The organism is Undibacterium cyanobacteriorum, assembly GCF_031326225.1.
GTDB lineage: Bacteria > Pseudomonadota > Gammaproteobacteria > Burkholderiales > Burkholderiaceae_D > Undibacterium > Undibacterium cyanobacteriorum.
Genome location: NZ_CP133720.1, coordinates 4411068 through 4428273 on the forward strand (window position 1 = coordinate 4411068; position 17206 = coordinate 4428273).

Genomic DNA, 17206 nt, shown 5'->3' on the forward strand with positions numbered 1-17206 from the left:
CCGGTTCAAATTTTGTAGCGCTATGTATCAAGCCAAATGTTTACACTGAATCCGCACTTCATTCTCATCAAAAGCGTTGTTTCTGATTGCAATACTTAGAATAAACTTTTGACATCTTCCATTTTCAAATGAATAATCTGCGCCACAAGTTTTTTCGGAGGATGTCACCTTGATTCGCGCCACGCTACTCAGCCTCGCTTGTATCTTTGCAAGCCCAGCCGTCACTTACGCGAGTGACAAAACAATTCCTATTGAGAACTTTGTTCTTGAGGATCAATACTCGCAACCAAAGCTGTCACCAGACGGCAAGTTTTTAGCGCTGGTGGTTCGAATGCCGATCAAAGATCGATACGTTCCTACCATCGTTGTCTACTCTCTTCCAGACATGAAGCAACAAAGTGCTGTCCGTATGCCTGTCTTCGAAGTCCCATCGCAGCTCATGTGGGCTTCGAACACCCGCCTCATCGTCACCAAAGCAAAAGAAGTTGGATCAGCGGAACAACCCTATCTTACTGGTGAAGTGTTTGCGATGGACTACAACGGCGAGCATCAAGATTACTTGTTCGGCCATGACATGTTGACGAGCTATCGACACGCGCGTTACGACGATACTGGTTCATATGCGATTCTCTCCGGCACGCCGAACAAGAAGAATGGTCATATTTATGTGACGGCGCACACTTGGAAAGGTGAAAACACGACGTTTTATGACATCGATGCGAAGAGCGGTTTTCGTAAGTTAGTAGCGAAAATCGACTTACCCGATGCAACCTTCGTACTTCAAAACAACGGCGTGGCTCGTTTTGCCTATGGTTCGGACAAAGAAAATTTTCTAGTACTGTACAAATACAACGATGCAAAAGACGATTGGGTAAAAGTCGACCGTGATGATGACAATGGCATTCTTTCACCATTTGGCTTTACTGAAGATGACAAGGAGTTCTACGCTTTTTATCGCGCTAATGGTGCACCTCCAAAATTAGTTCGGCAAAATCTGGAGACTGGTGCACGTACTGTAATATTTGAAAGTCAGGATGGATCCCTCGACATTTCCATGGAGAGCTACCGTTCTGATCTACCCTTCCTGTGGGCGAGTAATGTTGGTATCCCAAAGCCACTCTACCTTGATCCTAACTCTGCTGAGGCAAAGCAACATCAGTTGCTGAGCTCCAAGTTCGCAGGAAATTTCGTGCGCTTTATCAATTACACCGAAGATGGAAGCAAACTCTTATTTTCTGTCGAAAGTGATCGCGAGCCAGGCTCATATTTTATCTTCGACAAAACAACAGGCCGAGCCTACCCTCTCTTCGCCAACCGCGAATCGCTCGATCCGGATCGTATGTCCGAACGTCGTCCTATCACTTACACCAGCCGCGATGGCTCGAAAATCCATGGCTATCTGACGACGCCTAGAGACCACAATCCAGCGAAAAAGATGCCACTCATTGTTTTACCACATGGCGGTCCGCACGGTATATATGACGATTGGTTCTTCGATACCAATGCGCAGTTCTTAGCAAGCCGTGGATATGGGGTGTTACAAGTCAATTTCCGAGGTTCAGGAGGCCGGGGGCAAGCCTTTGAGCGCTCGGGTTATCGCAAGTGGGGTTCCGAGATACAAGACGACATTCTTGATGGAGTTCAATGGGCAATCAAAGAGGCGAACGTTGATGCTGACAGGATGTGCACCTTCGGCGCCAGTTTTGGCGGCTATTCAGCGTTGATGTTGACTGTACGTGAGCCTAATTTATTTAAGTGTGCGGTTGGGTACGTGGGTGTGTATGACCTCAATCTGATGTTCACTTCTGAGGAAGCAAAAAATCAAAGATTCCTCGCAACCATGACACGTTATCTTGGCACTGACAAGGAACAACTCGACGCATTCTCACCTGCAAAACATGCCGCCCAGATCAAGGTGCCTGTTTTCTTGGCCCACGGCATGGATGATACACGCGCTACTTTTAATCATGCTGAAGCGATGCGTGCAGCGCTGATCAAAGTCGGACGTCCGCCTGAATGGATGGCGGTTCCAAACGAGGGTCATGGTTTTTATAACACTAAAAACCGAATGGAGTTCTATCAACGTTTGGAGGCTTTCTTAGCCAAGCATTTAGGCCAATAGACTCTGACTCTAGATTCATCAAAAAGGGCACTTCGATTGAAGTGCCCTTTTTATTTGGATGACGCAAGATTAGAACTTATAGTTCGCTGTCACGCGCAAGGCCCTTGGCGAACCCGGCGTGATATTGTTATTGCTGTTGGCAGAGGCCCAATAGGCTTTGTCTGCGAGATTTTCAACATTCAATTGCAAACGTAATTTGGCACTCACATTGTAAAAGGCTGCGGCATCGACGCGTGTGAAGCTCGGCAAGATCACCGTATTGTCGGTCGATGGATAGATTTCACCGCGATAAATCACTCCCAAGCCTAAACCCCAATGCGCGTTGACATCATAGCGATTCCACACTGAGGCACTTTGCTTCGGCACGTTCGCCAATTGCGCACCGGCTAACACCGTTGCTGATTGAGTCCGAGTGATTTTCGCATCTTGATAAGCATAAGCACCCGTCACGCTCCAGGCTGGTGTCAAATTACCGGTTACTGACAACTCCACGCCCTTACTCCGTTGACCATCGACCAAAATCGTTTTCGTCGAATCAGTCGGATCGGTGATCGCTACATTGCTGCGATCGAGTTGATAGACCGCAGCACTCAAACTCAAGTCTTTCAAAGCATCCCACTTCACACCAAGTTCGAGATTTTTGAATTTCTCAGGATCGAAAGTTTTGTTGGTCACGGTCAAGGAAGCCAATTGGTCCCCAGCACGTGGTACATAGGCAATGCTGTAACTTCCGTAAATCGACCAATCAGTGCTTGGTTTAAAGACGATGCCGAAGCGTGGTGATACTGGTGTATCGGTCACTTGAATATTGTCATTGGTGCGACGATTCAAGTAATCCACCGCAAAACGGTCGCGGCGCAAACCGATCACTGTTTGCCATTGTGGACTCCATTCAATTTGGTCTTGCACATAAATACCGCTGGTATCGACGACACCGTAATTATTGGCATCGGTCGCGCTTTGGCGGAACACGACTTGATTCGTATAGGGTGTTGCGATCGGTACGCTGATCGAAGTCGCGTTGATACCCACGCTAGGGAAATAACCCGTGTTGCGGAAGTTCTCTGTCTTTTGTTGGCCAAATTCGATTCCAGCCAGGATCTTGTGTTTGACGGCGCCGGTATTCGTCTCAAAAACGAGGTCAGTTTGATTGAAGAAGTTGGTCCGCTGTGTTGCATTGTTATAGGCGCTCAGTGCTACCGTTTGGCCATTGCTACTCACCGCCCCTGGAAATACGTTCTGATAGAACTTATCGTAGTTCGCATAACGAGTGCGATTGCGCATAGTGATGCCACCACCGAAGTCATGATCGATATACGAAGTCAGTGCATCGACACGCGACCAAGTCGGACTCATCTCGGCATTACCGAAGAAAGTCGACGCATCGACTGCCAAGGGGCGTCCTTTGTAAGATGGCACACCGCGGTCCGCAGTGCGGTCATCGCGGAAGTGTTCGTAACCCAATAAAACACTGGTATTTTCACCAGCGCGGATGGCCAAGGTCGGGTTGATGCCAGCACGATTCAAACTAAAGCCGTTACGATAACTCTCAGAGTTTTCCGCCATGGCTGTAACACGGAAAGCGAAATTCTGATCCAGCGCACGACCTACATCGGCTGTAGCACGACGATTATTCCAGGAGCCCAAGGTCAAGCCGACTTCCGCGATGGGTGTCCATTGCGCTTGCTTGGTGACACGGTTAATCACGCCACCCGCACCACCACGTCCAAAAATCATAGCGTTTGAGCCCTTCAAGGCTTCCACACTTTCGATATTGTAAAAGTCACGGTAGTACTGCACATCATCACGAATTCCATCGACGAAGAAATCACCGGTGGAACTATTGCCACGGAAAATTGCCGTGTCGCGATTTCCTTCGCCTTGCGCTGTCACTACACCTGGTACGTAGCGAATCACATCGGCCATGCTTTGCATCGCTTGATCACGCATTTGCTCTTGTGTCACCACGGTGATCGCTTGTGGAGTGTCACGTAACAATGTATCGGTCTTGGTCGCGGTACTGGATTGTTTCACCACGTACTTGGCTTCTTTATCGCTAGTCACTTGGATTTCAGGCAATTTGGTTTCTTGCTTGTCACTCGACTGCGCATACGCTGCGGGGAAACTGACGACCAACATCAATGGCAAGCTACGGAGGATAAAACGTGGGGAGTTTTTCATAGGGTTCTCACTTCAATCGCAAAATTAGGAGAGCGGAAACAAAGCCAGCTCGATTAAATGCAATTATAAATGAGAATTATTCGCATTTGCAAGTAGAGTGATTTTCTTTGATGCATTGCCTTGCGCCACATCAAGAAACCTCACTGAGCGATTAGGTAAATACCGCCCTATTGCTGGCGAAGCGCACGGTGACTTGTTCTTTGTGGATTTAAGCGGGAATCGTGAACATTCAGGACAATTGCCGCCTTGAACCGCAAATGAGATGGAAATGAAACTTAACTTTTATCAAACAAAGCGCTGTTTTTGCCACATTTAAAGCACCGTTGAATAAAAAAGCGTAAAATCGTTTCACTATGAAAACATTTATCCGCTTCCTTTTCCTTGCATGCTTATCGCTCGTGGCGCACGGTTTTGCCTCTGCGGAAATGCGTATGAGCATGGTGGCGGTCGGCGCCAAACAAGTACCCGATCTCAAACGTAGCCAACGCACTTTGGAACAGGTGCTTTTCAAAAGTTCGCCATCCAATACGCTCAATATCGGGACTTCTTGGCATGCGATTCATTATCTGATTACGGGAAAAACCTCAAGCCCGAGCCCTGGCGCGGGTGAAATTATTTTCGGTGGGACTGAGATTGGCAATGACTTAGGTTTTGGCCCCGCTCACCTGTTCACGCCTGAAGAAGTCAAATCGATTGCTGAGGCCTTACAAAATTATCCTCTCAAGAACTTCACTGCTCGATACGACGTGAAGCAAATGCAGGCCAGCAAGATCTATCCAGAAAACTGGCTCAAAGAAGGTGATGTTGGAAGAGCTCGTTTGCTCGACTACTTCCAACAAATTCTAACTTTCTACAACAATGCGGCCAAGAATGGCCAAGCCGTTGTTTTCGTCGTGCATCAGAAATAAAACTGGTCCAGCACTTCTCGCTTACTCGGCTGCATCGGTTGCATCTGATACTCAGATGTTCAGTGAGTTACTAACGGGGTATCCACACCATGCGTTGCATGCCTTGCCATTGACGTCCGGGCTCTAACATCACCGGCCGCATAATACTCGCGGCCTCTACACAGACATAGCGTTGATAACCGCCCTCTTCCATATCGGGCAGTTGCGCCCCTTTCTCGGCACCAGGGTTCCACACCACAGCATCGACAAAACCCGTTTGACAAATGCGAAGCTGTTGGTGAGACTGCGCGATCACAATTGGTTCACTCACATTGGCATAGATGCGATCGATCTCACCTTCAATGTGCAGTAGCTCTTGCTCCTGACGACAGTCATTTTGTCCAGTGACAGTATCACGATAAAGACTAGAAGCGAGTCCATGAATACCGGTTTTAGCAATATCATCGACGCGAAAATAGGTGTGCAAGGCGGTCGTAAATTGAAAGGCAGTATCGCCTGTATTACTGACACTAAAATCTAATTGCAAAGTGTCGGCCGCAACCGTCACCGTCAATTCGAGTCGAAACACATGTGGCCACAACATCAGGCGTGCAATGTTCTCTTGCAGCTCAAAAACAGCTTGTCCAGCGCCTTGTTCCGTTTGTCCGCAACGTACTAATTTCCACTGAGCGTTTCGGGCAAAACCATGCTTAGGCAGCACGCCCATACCCGAAAATTGTGGGAAAACAATAGGTACGCCACCGCGTATCGCCGCGCCTTCGACGAATTCGGACTTCTCACTCAAAAATAATTGCTCAGTCCCGCCAGCAGGCCGCCAAGAGCAGACATGAGCGCCATACTCAAAAATCTCAGCAATCGCACCATCCGCGGCAATGACAGATATTTTTTGCATAAACTGAGGTCCTTTCAGTGGAAATGGAGACAAATTAACAATTGCCGAGCATTGTAAAGCCTCGCCTCCCAGATTTCGACCATTGACACCGCGATTTTTGCATTCTGTCGCGATGTCACTGCAATTGCCAAGCGCTTCACGTAGACTTCAGGCTTAAGAAATCCACATTCACGGATAACATACTTTTGGACAGGGGGCAGATATGTTGAAACGTTTAACCATCACTTCAGCGATTCTTTTAGCTTTTGGCGTTGCTGTCAGCGGCTGCGAAATCAGCATCAACGACAATAGCATCAAAGGAAGTGGCAAGATCATTAGCGAGAATCGTCAAGCCAGTAATTTTGAAATGGTCACCAACAACTCTCCGTTCAATGTCTTGGTCATCGTCGATGGCAAGAATAGTGTCGAGGTCGAAGGTGACGACAATTTTGTACGCGAAGTGGAAACCAGCGTTGAAGATGGCAGCTTGGTGATTCGCAATAAACGCCGTGGCAGCTATCACTTCTCTTGGGGTAACACACCGACTACGATCAAAGTCCATGTCAGCAACCTGACAAAGTTCATCAACTCTGGCAGTGGCGACGCTGAATTGCGCCAACTGCGCAATGAGAAGTTCGAATTGATCAACGAGGGCGCGGGCGATATTCAAGCAAGCGGCGCAACCAATGAACTGAACTTCCGCGCTTCCGGTAGCGGCGATGCCAATCTGCGCCAGTTGTTGGTCAAAAAAATCGACCTCGAAATGAATGGCTCCGGTGACACAGAATTGGGTGACGTAGGACAAAGTTTCACTGCCCGTTTAAGTGGCAGTGGTGACCTTCACGTCGCCAAACTTCATAGCGAAAATAGCAAAGTGACGATTAACGGTTCGGGTGGCGCTACTTTGCGCGGCAGCACCAAGAATCTTGAAGTCGAGATGTCTGGCTCGGGCGATTTATCAGTCGACGAGATTCAAGCAGAAGTCACGGAAATCAATATGTCTGGCCCCGGTGAAGCAAGTTTAGTCGGCGAAACCAAACAGTTGCGTTTGAAGGCCAGTGGCTCGGGCAATCTCGATGCGACTCGCTTGAAAATCGGTGTTGCAGATATCCGCAACACCGGTCCTGGCGACATGAATTTCAAAGTCATCAAAGGTAGTTTGGTGGCCGATGTCAGTGGTTCCGGTGACTTCGATGCAGACTTGGCCGATGCGGAAAAAATTGAAATCGTTGCCGACGGTGCAGGAAGCGTAACTTTGCGTGGTAGCGCGAAGAAGCTGAATGCCACTTTGAACGGTTCAGGCGATTTGCATGCGTCTAACCTTTTGCTGGAACTCGCCTCTGTCAAAGTGAATGGACCTGGCGAAGCGAACGTGAATGTCAAGGCGGCCAACGCGAGTGCGGATCAATCCACCATCAAAAATGGTTCACGCATGGTGACCATTGACCGCAATGGCGTGGTAAAAGAATAGGCATCAACAAGCGATCAAAATCTGTTTTGCTTCGCTTGAGCTTGCAAGTGGCGAGCTACAAAAACAAACGCCAGCTTGATGCATTTCAAGCTGGCGTTTCTTCTTAAGGTGCAAAAAAACTAGAGACCCAAAGCTGCACGAATCTTGGCTTCGATTTCAGCCGTGTCCTGTGCTTTAAAGCCGCGATGGGTATAGATCAACTTACCATCACGTCCTATCAAATAACTGCTTGGCATACCTTTTACGTCGTACTGCGTTGGCACAGTGCCTACACTATCAAATGCAATCATGAAGTCAGCCTGATTCTTCTTCAAAAAAATCATGGCATCGTCACGCGTTTTATCGACGTTAATAGCAATAATTTGCAAGCCGTTTGCAGCGTACTTCTTCTGCAGCTCGTTCATGAAAGGGAAGGATTGTTTACAAGGACCGCACCAAGACGCCCAAAAATCGACATACACCACTTTGCCCGCATTTTCTCGCAGACTCACCTTCCCTTGTTGCGTCGGCAGTTCGAACCCCAATTGTTTTGGCTCCTGCGCCATACTCAAGGACGCACTTCCCAACAGTCCTGCCGCCAGCATGCTCATACTGAGCAAACGAAAAAATTTCATGGCATTCCTTTCGTAAAATCGTTCTCTGCATGCTAGCACGATTATGGGAAGCAAAAACAAGGCTTACAATTTGAAACAGAAGCTTAGAAACGACTCAAGCGGTAATGATGTTTGAGCACCAGCCTTGTCGCGGCGATCAAGCTATTCAAGCCCAACAACAAGCCCGTTAATGAAAACTGCGGAACCAACCAAATCTGTCCACGTGGAGGCTGCACTTGGGTGCAAGCGGTGATGACGGGTGCCACCCACTCAGCTTCGGGCGTGACGTCGAGCAAAACGTCGCCATCAGAATTGGTGTGTACATAAATTTCCCCACCGTGAATGAGGCGCAAACAAATACCCTGCCCCGTGGTGGGTTTATTGCCAATCAATTTTTGTAACTCTTGATTATTGAGTTCCATCCATCCTTCCAGCTCGGTAATCGTCTCAAATGGCAACCACGGATACTCAGGAAGGGCATCTGCATCGGATGTGTTTTCAAAATTCTTCAAACTTCACTCTTTTCCAAAAACGGCGGTCACCACCAACTCACTGTACCGCTTTCACACTAAAACCACGTTGCCGCAGAATCTCCAAGATCGAGGCTTCGCCAGCGAAATGGCCCGCCCCTAACACGACAAAAAGCTTCTTCTCTTCGCGCATCATTTTCATGATTTTGTCGACCATAATAGGATTGCGCTCGTCCATGAGTACTCTCATCAGCTTCTGCGAGCCTGCATCCCGTTGACCCGCCTCGCGCATAATCTTACTGAGGCTTTCTAAGTCACCACTCTTCCACGCTGCCACCATACGCGCCAATTCCGCTTGCACTTCACCTTTACGGAAAGTCTCTAGCGTCGACGCTAACATCGCATCACCCTCCGCATCACTGAGTGCCGCTAGCACATCGGTTTGAAAACTCACACCTTCGAGCTCAATCAAATTCTTCTTATCTTTACGCGCCTGCTGAATAAAATGTAAGTCGAGTCCCTGATTCTGTTCGTATCCTAACTGTTGAGCCACGCTAATGGTCAAGCCCATCGCCACCATAACCGGGGTATAGCGCTGAAACTGAGCACTGGCCGCCCCCGTCATCTGCGCCAAAGTTTGCCAGGTGGACGGGTTCAAGTGGTTTTCTAATTTATCGGGTGGGGTGTAGCTCAATTTTTCGACGACTTCGCTACTATTCTCAGTGTTCGAAACATCAGCCTCTACTACCACTGTATCGGCGGCTTTATAAGCTTTCCGCACCACTAATGGAAGCGGATAAAAGTCGGCTTTTGCGACATGAATCGTTGCAAATAAATACGCTTTAACTGGTTTCTTTGACGGTGTTTGATCAGCCAACGCAGGTGCTTGAATTTCAAACAGAATCGGTTTTTGAGCGATCTTGCTGGTTTTGGATGGAGCGCCAGCTTGAGCGTTTTCTGCATGCACCAAGTTTGACGACAACAACAATGCTGACAAGATCCATGCCGACAGGGAAACCATACCTTTACTCATATAAGATGCCTTCATTTGTACTCCCGTGTTGGATATGCGTAGTTCAAGCAGATCGAAAAATCGTGATGGTCGCGACTATACCGCAAAGCACGCTAGGCATGGCAGCGGAAGAGTCGATCGATTTACTAACGCCACAAATCAACAGATGAACGGCAAAAGCAAATTAGCTAGGCGAACGAATAAGAAAAAACACTATGACGACTTGCGCAAGACAGCCATTGAAGCCAAGCCCTTCGCATGGCCCTAACACTGTGATCCCTAACGACAAACATTCTCCCTTTCCACAGGGAAAATCCGATGAACTATTTTTCAGGAAAGTGGACTAAGAGCTGCAGCGACGCGAGCTCTCATCACCGCAGGAATGGAATACAACAAAGCGTGGTGATGCTGCTATGCAGTGCAGGATTTTTAGCACAAAAGGCGCTTTGAGCGCTTTTTTCACTTTACTGTTTAGCTATAAATCGCGTATGTTACGCTGTTTGTCAAAACAGATCCCCTTGGTCGCAGTCGCAACACTTGCCAAGAGGGAATAAGAAATCCCAAATTTGTATTTGCCTTAAGGAAACACTATGCTTTTTGATCGCGTTAAATCACTAGACGACATCTTGGCAACCGCCGAGAAAAAGTCTCTGCATCGCTCTTTGGGTGCGCTCCAACTGACGATGTTAGGTATCGGTGCAATTATCGGTACTGGTATTTTCGTCTTGACAGCGGCAGCGGCACAAAAGGCCGGCCCTGGCATGATGTACTCTTTCGTGATTGCAGGTTTCGTTTGCGCGGTTGCAGCACTGTGCTACTCCGAACTCGTTGCAATGGCTCCTGTTTCTGGTTCTGCTTACACTTATACCTACGCGGTCATGGGTGAGCTTTTAGCTTGGACAGTGGGCTGGGCCTTGGTTCTAGAATACGCAGTGGCCGCTTCGGCAGTGTGCGTGGGCTGGTCCGGCTATGTCATGGGCCTAGTTCAGAAAGCGACAGGCTTTGCACTACCTGAACTATTAAGCCGCGGCCCATCTTGGTCCATGAACGGTTTCATGCCAACGGTCGATTTCACACATGGCATCGTTAACGTACCAGCCATCGTCGTGGCTTTGGTCATCACTTTATTGTTAGTCAAAGGTACTAGCGAAAGTGCAAAAGTGAATGCAGTGTTGGTGGCGGTTAAAGTCACGGCATTGTCCGCGTTCATCGTCATCACTTTGCCTTTGATCAATGGCGAAAACTTCACACCAATGTTGCCAAATGGCTGGCTCGGCACCCAAGGTAGTGGTGTTGGCGTGGTTGGTGCAGCAGCGTCTATCTTCTTTGCTTACGTTGGTTTTGACGCCGTATCTACTGCAGCGGAAGAAACCAAAGATCCACAACGCAATGTGCCAATTGGCTTGATTGGTTCTTTGGGTATTTGTACTGTGTTCTACATGTTGGTGGCTGCTGGTGTTGTTGGCTCCGTTGGCGCACAACCAATCACTTCCGCTGCTGGCGCTGTCTTGTCCCCTGATTCCGCTGAATTCGTCGCACGTTGTGCTGAATTGACAGCGCAAGGTAATGCACCTATCGTTTGTTCCCACGAAGCGTTGGCTGAAGTTTTGAGCAAACTACACTACGAACAAGTTTCCAAATTGGTCGGATTGGCTGCAAGTATTGCTTTGCCAAGCGTCATCTTGATGATGATCTACGGTCAAACACGTATTTTCTTCGTGATGGCTCGTGACGGTCTATTGCCAGAAAAATTGGCTGACATTCATCCAGAGTGGAAAACACCATGGTTGATGACAATTGTAACGGGTATTTTCGTAGCGATTGCCGCTGCATTCTTCCCAGTTGGTCAATTGGCTGATATTTCAAACTCGGGCACTTTGTTCGCGTTCTTCATGGTTTCCATCGCGGTCTTGGTATTACGTAAAACTGATCCTAACCGTCATCGTCCATTCAAAACACCAATGGTCTGGGTGGTGGCACCGATCGCCGCGGCTGGTACTCTGTTCTTGTTCTTCAGTTTGCCAACCGTCGCTCAGTTAGTGTTGCCAATCTGGGGCAGTATCGGTTTGGTGATTTACTTCTTGTACAGCCGTAAGCATTCCCACGTTGGAAAAGCTCTGGCAGGTAAGTGATTGTGATCGAAGGGGCTTCGCTCCTTCAGCAACAAAAAAGCGACTCCGTAAAACGAGTCGCTTTTTTTATGCCTAGTAATTTTTCAATCTATGTTTTATGTACTTCGAAGTGCACAGTATCAAACCATTCTCCATGCAGTTCGAAACTACGCTTCGAGTGGCCATACTGCACAAAGCCATTGGCTAACATGACTTTAATCGAAGCGAGATTTTCTGGTCTTGCGCAGGCTTCAACTCTCAACAATTGATGGACTTCGAAGGCCTTGCGTAAGGCCAGTTGCACCGCTTGTTTGGCAAAGCCACGACCATTGTAGACCTCACCTATGCGGTACCCCAGCGCGGCTGAATGAAAATGCTGCCGCCGTACTTGCGTCAAATTCACACGCCCGACCAAGTCTTCACCATACCAAATCAAATATTGATAGGCCAAATCTTGCCGTGCCTGATGTAAGGCGGCTTGGATCGCACTTGCGACACCAGCCTCGGAATAGAATTCCGGCGGCCGTGCGTTAATTCGTTGTTCGAAAAAAGTACGATTTGCCAGTTCAAACTCCAACAGCTCGGGGGCATTAGCGAGGCTGACTACGCTCAGCCTTAAATGAGAATCAGACATGAGACGTCACTTTACTAAGGCGAATTTCCGGCGTGAGATTAGTGTAACTGGGTACATCGGCCATCAATACTGCGCCCGCCTTCGCCAATGCCTGTTGGGCCGCATCAAGGCTGTCAAAATAAGCATTGGTCGTCGCAATCACTTCACCCACCAGCGGCCCCTTCGGGCTCAAAAATTGATCGCTCTCTAAACGTAATAAACCAAGCTCAGACAAAGCCTCGCGGGTAATGCGGGCATGCTCGCTATTGAAATAGGCATGATCAAAATGCGCTCCATCGACCCATCGATAAAACCCCGTCACTCGTATCATTGTTCTCTCCTCTTGCCAATGTCGATCAAAACACGAGCGCTATAACCAACCTTCGTCACGCGCCATGCGATAGGCTTCCACACGATTTTTCGCATTCAGTTTGCTGATCGCTTCCGACAAATAATTGCGCACCGTCCCTTCAGAGAGATGCATGACTTTGGCGATCTCTCCACTCGTTGAACCAGTGCCCGCCAAACGCAAAACTTGACGTTCGCGTTCACTCAAAGGATCTTGCGGCCCCCCCCAACTTTCCATTGCTAATTCGGGTGCAATCGCTTTGCCACCAGCATGCACCGTGCGAATCGCTTTCGCCAAGTCCTCAGCTGGAGCATCTTTCAACATATAACCGCGCACACCATTCGACATCGCACGTTTGAGATATCCAGCCCGCGCAAACGTAGTCAGCACGATGACCTTGCTGGGCAATTTACGTTCGGCGATTTCAGCCGCAAGTTCTAAACCTGTCATCAAGGGCATTTCAATATCCGTGATCACGACATCAGGGCGAAGTTGTTCGCACATGGTCAATGCCTCTTTGCCGTTCCTCGCTTGCCCCACTACTTCGATATCGCCTTCCAGCTTTAGCAAGGCCGCCAAAGCCCCTGCTACCATCACTTGGTCTTCCGCCAACATAATCTTAATCATGCTTTTCTCCTAGCCCGCAGTCTGCAAAGGCACATTGAATCGTATGGTGAGGCCTTGTTTGCATTCGAGCTGCAGATCCCCATCCAGAGCGCGCACCCGTTCACTCATGCCCAGTAAGCCATTGCCACGCTTAATCGCATCTTCGCCTTTGCTCGACAGGCTACCGTCATCTGCAATCGTCACGTACAGACGGTTTTGTTTTTGCTCCACCTGAAACCGGCAGAGTTTCGCATCCGAGTGACGAATGATATTGGTGACTGCCTCACGCAGAGCGAGGGCCACGATATTTTCCACGGCAGCAGGTAAATTCTCTGCTTCCACTTCCGTCTCAAAACGGACACCCGCCGCTTCTAAAGCATTTTCGGCACCACGAAGTTCATGCGCCAAACCTTTGTCACGATAGCCCAACACCGCTTGACGCACTTCAGCCAGCGCTTGTCGCGCAGTTTGTTCGATATCAGCAATTTCACGTTTACAGGCCTCGCCATCGCGATCATGCAATTTGCGCGCAAGCTCCGCTTTCAAAGTAATGACGGATAAGGTGTGTCCGAGTAGATCGTGTAAATCGCGCGCAATTCTTTCCCGTTCCGCCACCGACGCCAGATGTTCAATCTCTTCTTGTTTGCGAAACAGTTTTGCGTTCGCACGCTGCAGCCGCTCACCGATGATGGCCCCCATCGCGCTCGGTATACTGAAGATCACAGCAGGAATCCAGAAATAAGTTTGCAACTGAAGAACATAACTCATGAAAGCGGTAAATCCTAATACCGCCACCAAGCTCATGATGGCATGGCGCTTTTCTCTGAAGCGCGATGACATGGTTGCCGCAAAAATGACGAAGCTGGATCCGCCAAAATTATACGGGGCCCATGCAATACCTATCATGGTGGTGATGGCGATGCACACGGCAACGCGCCAACCATTGGTCCAAAAACTGTAGATGTAGATGGGGATAAAAAACAAAATACTGGCGGCGGCTAAAGCAACTTCGACGGTCGTCGGCGGAATATAGAAATAGCGCCAACCGAAAATGCCAAACGACAACAGCCAAAAGAAAGGCGCACGTCCATATTGTGGTGGTAGCCAAGGTGAAGACCACCAATGACGTAATGTGTTCATGACTTGCATGCTATTTCCTTCTTCGTGCCAGAAAACTGTGGCGCGCCATCATTAAGCGATAAGGCGAACCACCAGCAAGCGGTTCGCCGAACATTGTACTCGAAGCCGTCTTATTCTTTCACTAAGCGCACATCAGCGAGATCAAAGTTGTACTGGCCCGGTGTGGGTCCGGCATTGAAGCTCAACATCGTAATCATGCTGGTGTCGAGACCTTTAAAGCGGCTCAAAGGCAAACTAATTTCAGTCCATTCTTTATCAGCGGTGACAGTCGCTGTGACTGGAATAAAGCTGCCTTGCATGGTGAAGCCTACGGTATAGGTTTTGCCATCGCCGCGGATCTTAAACTTGAGCGTATTCGCCGCACTCAAATCCGCCGCCTGCATCGGTTGTGTCGATGGGAAGAAAGCAATCCCAGCCCATGGGAACGCAAAGCCTGGGTTGACTGTCGCTGCGACCTTGACCGCATTTTGCTGCAAGCCACTATCAGCAAACACCTTCAACTCAACGCTAGACTTACCACCCATCGGCGCATCGTTCGATGGCACCCAGCCAAAGCCAAACGGGCTCGCCAATTTTTCCGTCGAAAACAAACTAATGCGACCATCGGCTGGCAATCTAACTGCATTGTTCTTCACCGCACGTTCTTGCGCTACTTGCGCCGCCTTTTGTTGACGCAAAGGCGAAGCTGCCTCACCATCCTTCCACACTTCGACGATCTTACGTGTCGCCGTAATGTCGACGCTAGGATCGCCTTCAACCATCACCAAATCCGCTTTCATACCCTGTGCGATACGGCCACGATCTTTCAAGTGGAAGGCTTGTGCTGGCACCGAGGTCGCAGCCGCCAGAGCTTCACTAGGGCTGAGGCCCGCTTCAACCAAGAGCGCCAACTCGTGATGCAAACTGATACCGTATTGGGTGCCGCGATTTCCCGCATCAGTCCCGGCTAAGACCGGGATCTTCGCAGCGTGCATGGCTGCGGTTAATTTCTTCGGTGCAGTCAACCACGCTTGATTCTCTTGCTGACCATAGGGGTTCGTTAAAGGCAAGACTTGCGTCTTATTGAGCATGTTCGTGAGGCCAGCATCATTCAAAATGTCTTCGGCTTTAACGCCTGCCATGCTCTCTAAGACACTGAAGGTCGGGATCACAAAACTGCCATGTTGCTTCGCCAGTGCAATCAATTCCTTGCTTTGCGCATCGCTGATCGCGCTGCCGACATACAAGTGCACCAAACCATCGGCGCCTGCCTTCAAAGCGACTTTTGCATCTTCAAAGGTACCGATATGCACCACCGCCATTTTCTTACGAACGTGCGCCGCCTTGACCAAAGCTTCGACGGTCGCGCTATCTAAGGAATTGAATTTGTATCCAGCACCGCCATGTTCGATCACAATTTTAATGAAATGCGAACCTTCGGCAATGCGTTTATCAACCCACGCTTGAGCTTGTTCTGGTTTAGTGAGAGTTTCGATTTCCATACCGTATTCGGTACCATGACCACCTGGTGCGGTGGCCAATACACCAGCAGAAATCAGATCCGCATTGTGGGTATTGCTGCCGTTTGCCATACGCTTATTCATTTCTTGCATCAGCGGCACGGCAGTGAACATATCGATTTGCGTGGTCACGCCGTACAACAAGGGTAAATCTTGATCTTGATAAGCATGCACATGTGCATCAATCAAACCTGGCATCAAGGTGCGGCCTTTTCCATCGACCACTTTCATGTCAGCCTTAATTTGACCTTTGTAGTCGACATTCATAATCTTGCCTTGATCGATCAAGACGTTACGGGCCGCTAAGATTTTTTGTCCATCGAACACGCGGACTTGTTGAATAAGCGTAGAAGCATTTGCGTGGAAAGCAAAACCGAATGCTGCCAGTGTCAAACTGATTTGTGTGAGTTTCATAATGGTCTCCAAGAAAATGAATCACAATGGAGACAGTATGAATCGGGCGGGAAAAGAAAATTAGAGCAAATTGCCACCAGTTTCAGGTGACATTTGTCATATGACGACTTTATTCAAGATCGAGGCTATGGCGAACGCGTGCGCACATTTCACTCGGTGTTCGTGCGATCACGATCTCGGGAATGAAAAACTTTTCAGTCAAGCGTTGGTAATCTTCAAAACCATACGAGACCACTAAAGGATGCATGCCCGCTGTCAGTGCCGATTGATAATCTTTGTGTTCATCGCCGCAGGCAAAGCTGCGTGCAGGGTTAATCTGAAATTGTTCACGCGCCTGTTGAAAATACTTGGCTTTACTTTCGCGCATCGGCACATGGGCAAAGAGATCAAAGCTTCGTAGATCGATGCCGTGACGTGCAAACAACTGGGTCATCGTTTCTTGTGGATCCAAACTCACATTGCGTGTGACCAAACCGACCCGAATGTTTTTGTGCGCTAGAACTTGCTGCAGCAGATCCACCATGCCGGGATAGAGGCTGGCCTGTTCACGGTACACTTCGGTCAAGGTCGTCAAAACTTTTTGGCGACTCTTTTTGCCGAGTTGCTTCTTGATATTAAGAGGGAACTCTTTCAAACCACCGACGTACTTGAACAATTTGCGCCGTTTTTGAAAGGCTTCCAGTTCGCCGATATCCATGCCATGTGCGGCGAAGGTCGTTTCGATCGCATTGAAGGCATCGATGATGGTGCCATCAGCGTCGAATAAAATGAGTTTGTCGCGGTTTGGAAATGCGTGTGCCATGAGACGCAAGACTAGCCTAGATCCATGACAGCTTCATGACACCA

General features: G+C 48.9%; 15 protein-coding genes. 4 read left to right on the forward strand and 11 right to left on the reverse strand.

The window, feature by feature from the left end:
- The first annotated feature begins 169 nt into the window (after positions 1-169).
- Positions 170-2122, forward strand: a complete 1953-nt coding sequence (locus tag RF679_RS18345; protein ID WP_309482068.1) for an alpha/beta hydrolase family protein — start codon at positions 170-172, stop codon at positions 2120-2122.
- 69 nt (positions 2123-2191) lie between these two features.
- On the opposite strand, the gene RF679_RS18350 is transcribed toward RF679_RS18345, so the two are convergent.
- Complete coding sequence (locus RF679_RS18350) at positions 2192-4303, reverse strand: TonB-dependent receptor (protein WP_309482069.1); 2112 nt, start codon at positions 4301-4303, stop codon at positions 2192-2194.
- Between the two features lie 353 nt (positions 4304-4656).
- On the opposite strand from RF679_RS18350, the gene RF679_RS18355 reads away from it, so the two are divergent.
- Positions 4657-5211 (forward strand): YfbM family protein, encoded by a 555-nt coding sequence (locus tag RF679_RS18355; RefSeq protein WP_309482070.1) that lies wholly within the window; start codon positions 4657-4659, stop codon positions 5209-5211.
- A 70-nt stretch (positions 5212-5281) separates the two neighbouring features.
- Here the strand turns inward: RF679_RS18355 and RF679_RS18360 are convergent, their stop codons facing one another.
- On the reverse strand, positions 5282-6103 hold the full coding sequence (locus tag RF679_RS18360; RefSeq protein ID WP_309482071.1) for a D-hexose-6-phosphate mutarotase: 822 nt from the start codon (positions 6101-6103) through the stop codon (positions 5282-5284).
- 202 nt (positions 6104-6305) lie between these two features.
- Between RF679_RS18360 and RF679_RS18365 the strand changes: the two genes are divergently transcribed.
- Positions 6306-7553: a GIN domain-containing protein gene (locus RF679_RS18365; RefSeq protein ID WP_309482072.1), complete on the forward strand. Its 1248-nt coding sequence runs from the start codon at positions 6306-6308 to the stop codon at positions 7551-7553.
- Positions 7554-7672: 119 nt separating this feature from the next.
- On the opposite strand, the gene RF679_RS18370 is transcribed toward RF679_RS18365, so the two are convergent.
- The 3 genes from RF679_RS18370 to RF679_RS18380 form a co-directional block, all read right to left on the reverse strand.
- Positions 7673-8167 (reverse strand): TlpA family protein disulfide reductase, encoded by a 495-nt coding sequence (locus RF679_RS18370; RefSeq protein WP_309482073.1) that lies wholly within the window; start codon positions 8165-8167, stop codon positions 7673-7675.
- 83 nt (positions 8168-8250) lie between these two features.
- Entirely contained in the window at positions 8251-8658 is a 408-nt protein-coding gene (locus tag RF679_RS18375; RefSeq protein ID WP_309482074.1) for a hypothetical protein, read from the reverse strand.
- A gap of 37 nt (positions 8659-8695) precedes the next feature.
- Positions 8696-9664 carry a TraB/GumN family protein gene (locus RF679_RS18380; RefSeq protein ID WP_309482075.1) on the reverse strand — a complete coding sequence of 323 codons (969 nt, stop codon included), beginning with the start codon at positions 9662-9664 and terminating at the stop codon, positions 8696-8698.
- 554 nt (positions 9665-10218) lie between these two features.
- On the opposite strand from RF679_RS18380, the gene RF679_RS18385 reads away from it, so the two are divergent.
- Complete coding sequence (locus RF679_RS18385; protein ID WP_309482076.1) at positions 10219-11760, forward strand: amino acid permease; 1542 nt, start codon at positions 10219-10221, stop codon at positions 11758-11760.
- Positions 11761-11848: 88 nt separating this feature from the next.
- Here the strand turns inward: RF679_RS18385 and RF679_RS18390 are convergent, their stop codons facing one another.
- The 6 genes from RF679_RS18390 to RF679_RS18415 form a co-directional block, all read right to left on the reverse strand.
- A complete protein-coding gene (locus tag RF679_RS18390) occupies positions 11849-12373 on the reverse strand; it encodes a GNAT family N-acetyltransferase (RefSeq protein WP_309482077.1) in 525 nt (174 codons plus the stop codon).
- Positions 12366-12683, reverse strand: coding sequence for an EthD family reductase (locus RF679_RS18395; RefSeq protein WP_309482078.1), 318 nt, complete (start codon positions 12681-12683; stop codon positions 12366-12368). Before RF679_RS18395 ends, RF679_RS18390 begins: the two co-directional genes overlap by 8 nt.
- Positions 12684-12722: 39 nt before the next feature.
- Positions 12723-13328, reverse strand: a complete 606-nt coding sequence (locus tag RF679_RS18400) for a response regulator transcription factor (RefSeq protein WP_309482079.1) — start codon at positions 13326-13328, stop codon at positions 12723-12725.
- A gap of 9 nt (positions 13329-13337) precedes the next feature.
- Entirely contained in the window at positions 13338-14456 is a 1119-nt protein-coding gene (locus RF679_RS18405; RefSeq protein WP_309482080.1) for a sensor histidine kinase, read from the reverse strand.
- Positions 14457-14557: 101 nt separating this feature from the next.
- Complete coding sequence (locus RF679_RS18410) at positions 14558-16360, reverse strand: CIA30 family protein (RefSeq protein WP_309482081.1); 1803 nt, start codon at positions 16358-16360, stop codon at positions 14558-14560.
- 109 nt (positions 16361-16469) lie between these two features.
- Positions 16470-17162, reverse strand: coding sequence for an HAD family hydrolase (locus RF679_RS18415; RefSeq protein WP_309482082.1), 693 nt, complete (start codon positions 17160-17162; stop codon positions 16470-16472).
- Positions 17163-17206: the final 44 nt, after the last annotated feature.

Excerpts from the sequence above, each read along its gene's own strand:
- RF679_RS18400 (WP_309482079.1), bottom strand. The coding sequence starts at position 13,328 with ATGATTAAGATTATGTTGGCGGAAGACCAAGTGATGGTAGCAGGGGCT.
- RF679_RS18395 (WP_309482078.1), bottom strand. The coding sequence starts at position 12,683 with ATGATACGAGTGACGGGGTTTTATCGATGGGTCGATGGAGCGCATTTT.
- RF679_RS18390 (WP_309482077.1), bottom strand. The coding sequence starts at position 12,373 with ATGTCTGATTCTCATTTAAGGCTGAGCGTAGTCAGCCTCGCTAATGCC.
- RF679_RS18370 (WP_309482073.1), bottom strand. The coding sequence starts at position 8,167 with ATGAAATTTTTTCGTTTGCTCAGTATGAGCATGCTGGCGGCAGGACTG.
- RF679_RS18415 (WP_309482082.1), bottom strand. The coding sequence starts at position 17,162 with ATGGCACACGCATTTCCAAACCGCGACAAACTCATTTTATTCGACGCT.
- RF679_RS18365 (WP_309482072.1), top strand. The coding sequence starts at position 6,306 with ATGTTGAAACGTTTAACCATCACTTCAGCGATTCTTTTAGCTTTTGGC.
- RF679_RS18360 (WP_309482071.1), bottom strand. The coding sequence starts at position 6,103 with ATGCAAAAAATATCTGTCATTGCCGCGGATGGTGCGATTGCTGAGATT.
- RF679_RS18355 (WP_309482070.1), top strand. The coding sequence starts at position 4,657 with ATGAAAACATTTATCCGCTTCCTTTTCCTTGCATGCTTATCGCTCGTG.
- RF679_RS18405 (WP_309482080.1), bottom strand. The coding sequence starts at position 14,456 with ATGCAAGTCATGAACACATTACGTCATTGGTGGTCTTCACCTTGGCTA.
- RF679_RS18410 (WP_309482081.1), bottom strand. The coding sequence starts at position 16,360 with ATGAAACTCACACAAATCAGTTTGACACTGGCAGCATTCGGTTTTGCT.
- RF679_RS18385 (WP_309482076.1), top strand. The coding sequence starts at position 10,219 with ATGCTTTTTGATCGCGTTAAATCACTAGACGACATCTTGGCAACCGCC.
- RF679_RS18380 (WP_309482075.1), bottom strand. The coding sequence starts at position 9,664 with ATGAAGGCATCTTATATGAGTAAAGGTATGGTTTCCCTGTCGGCATGG.
- RF679_RS18350 (WP_309482069.1), bottom strand. The coding sequence starts at position 4,303 with ATGAAAAACTCCCCACGTTTTATCCTCCGTAGCTTGCCATTGATGTTG.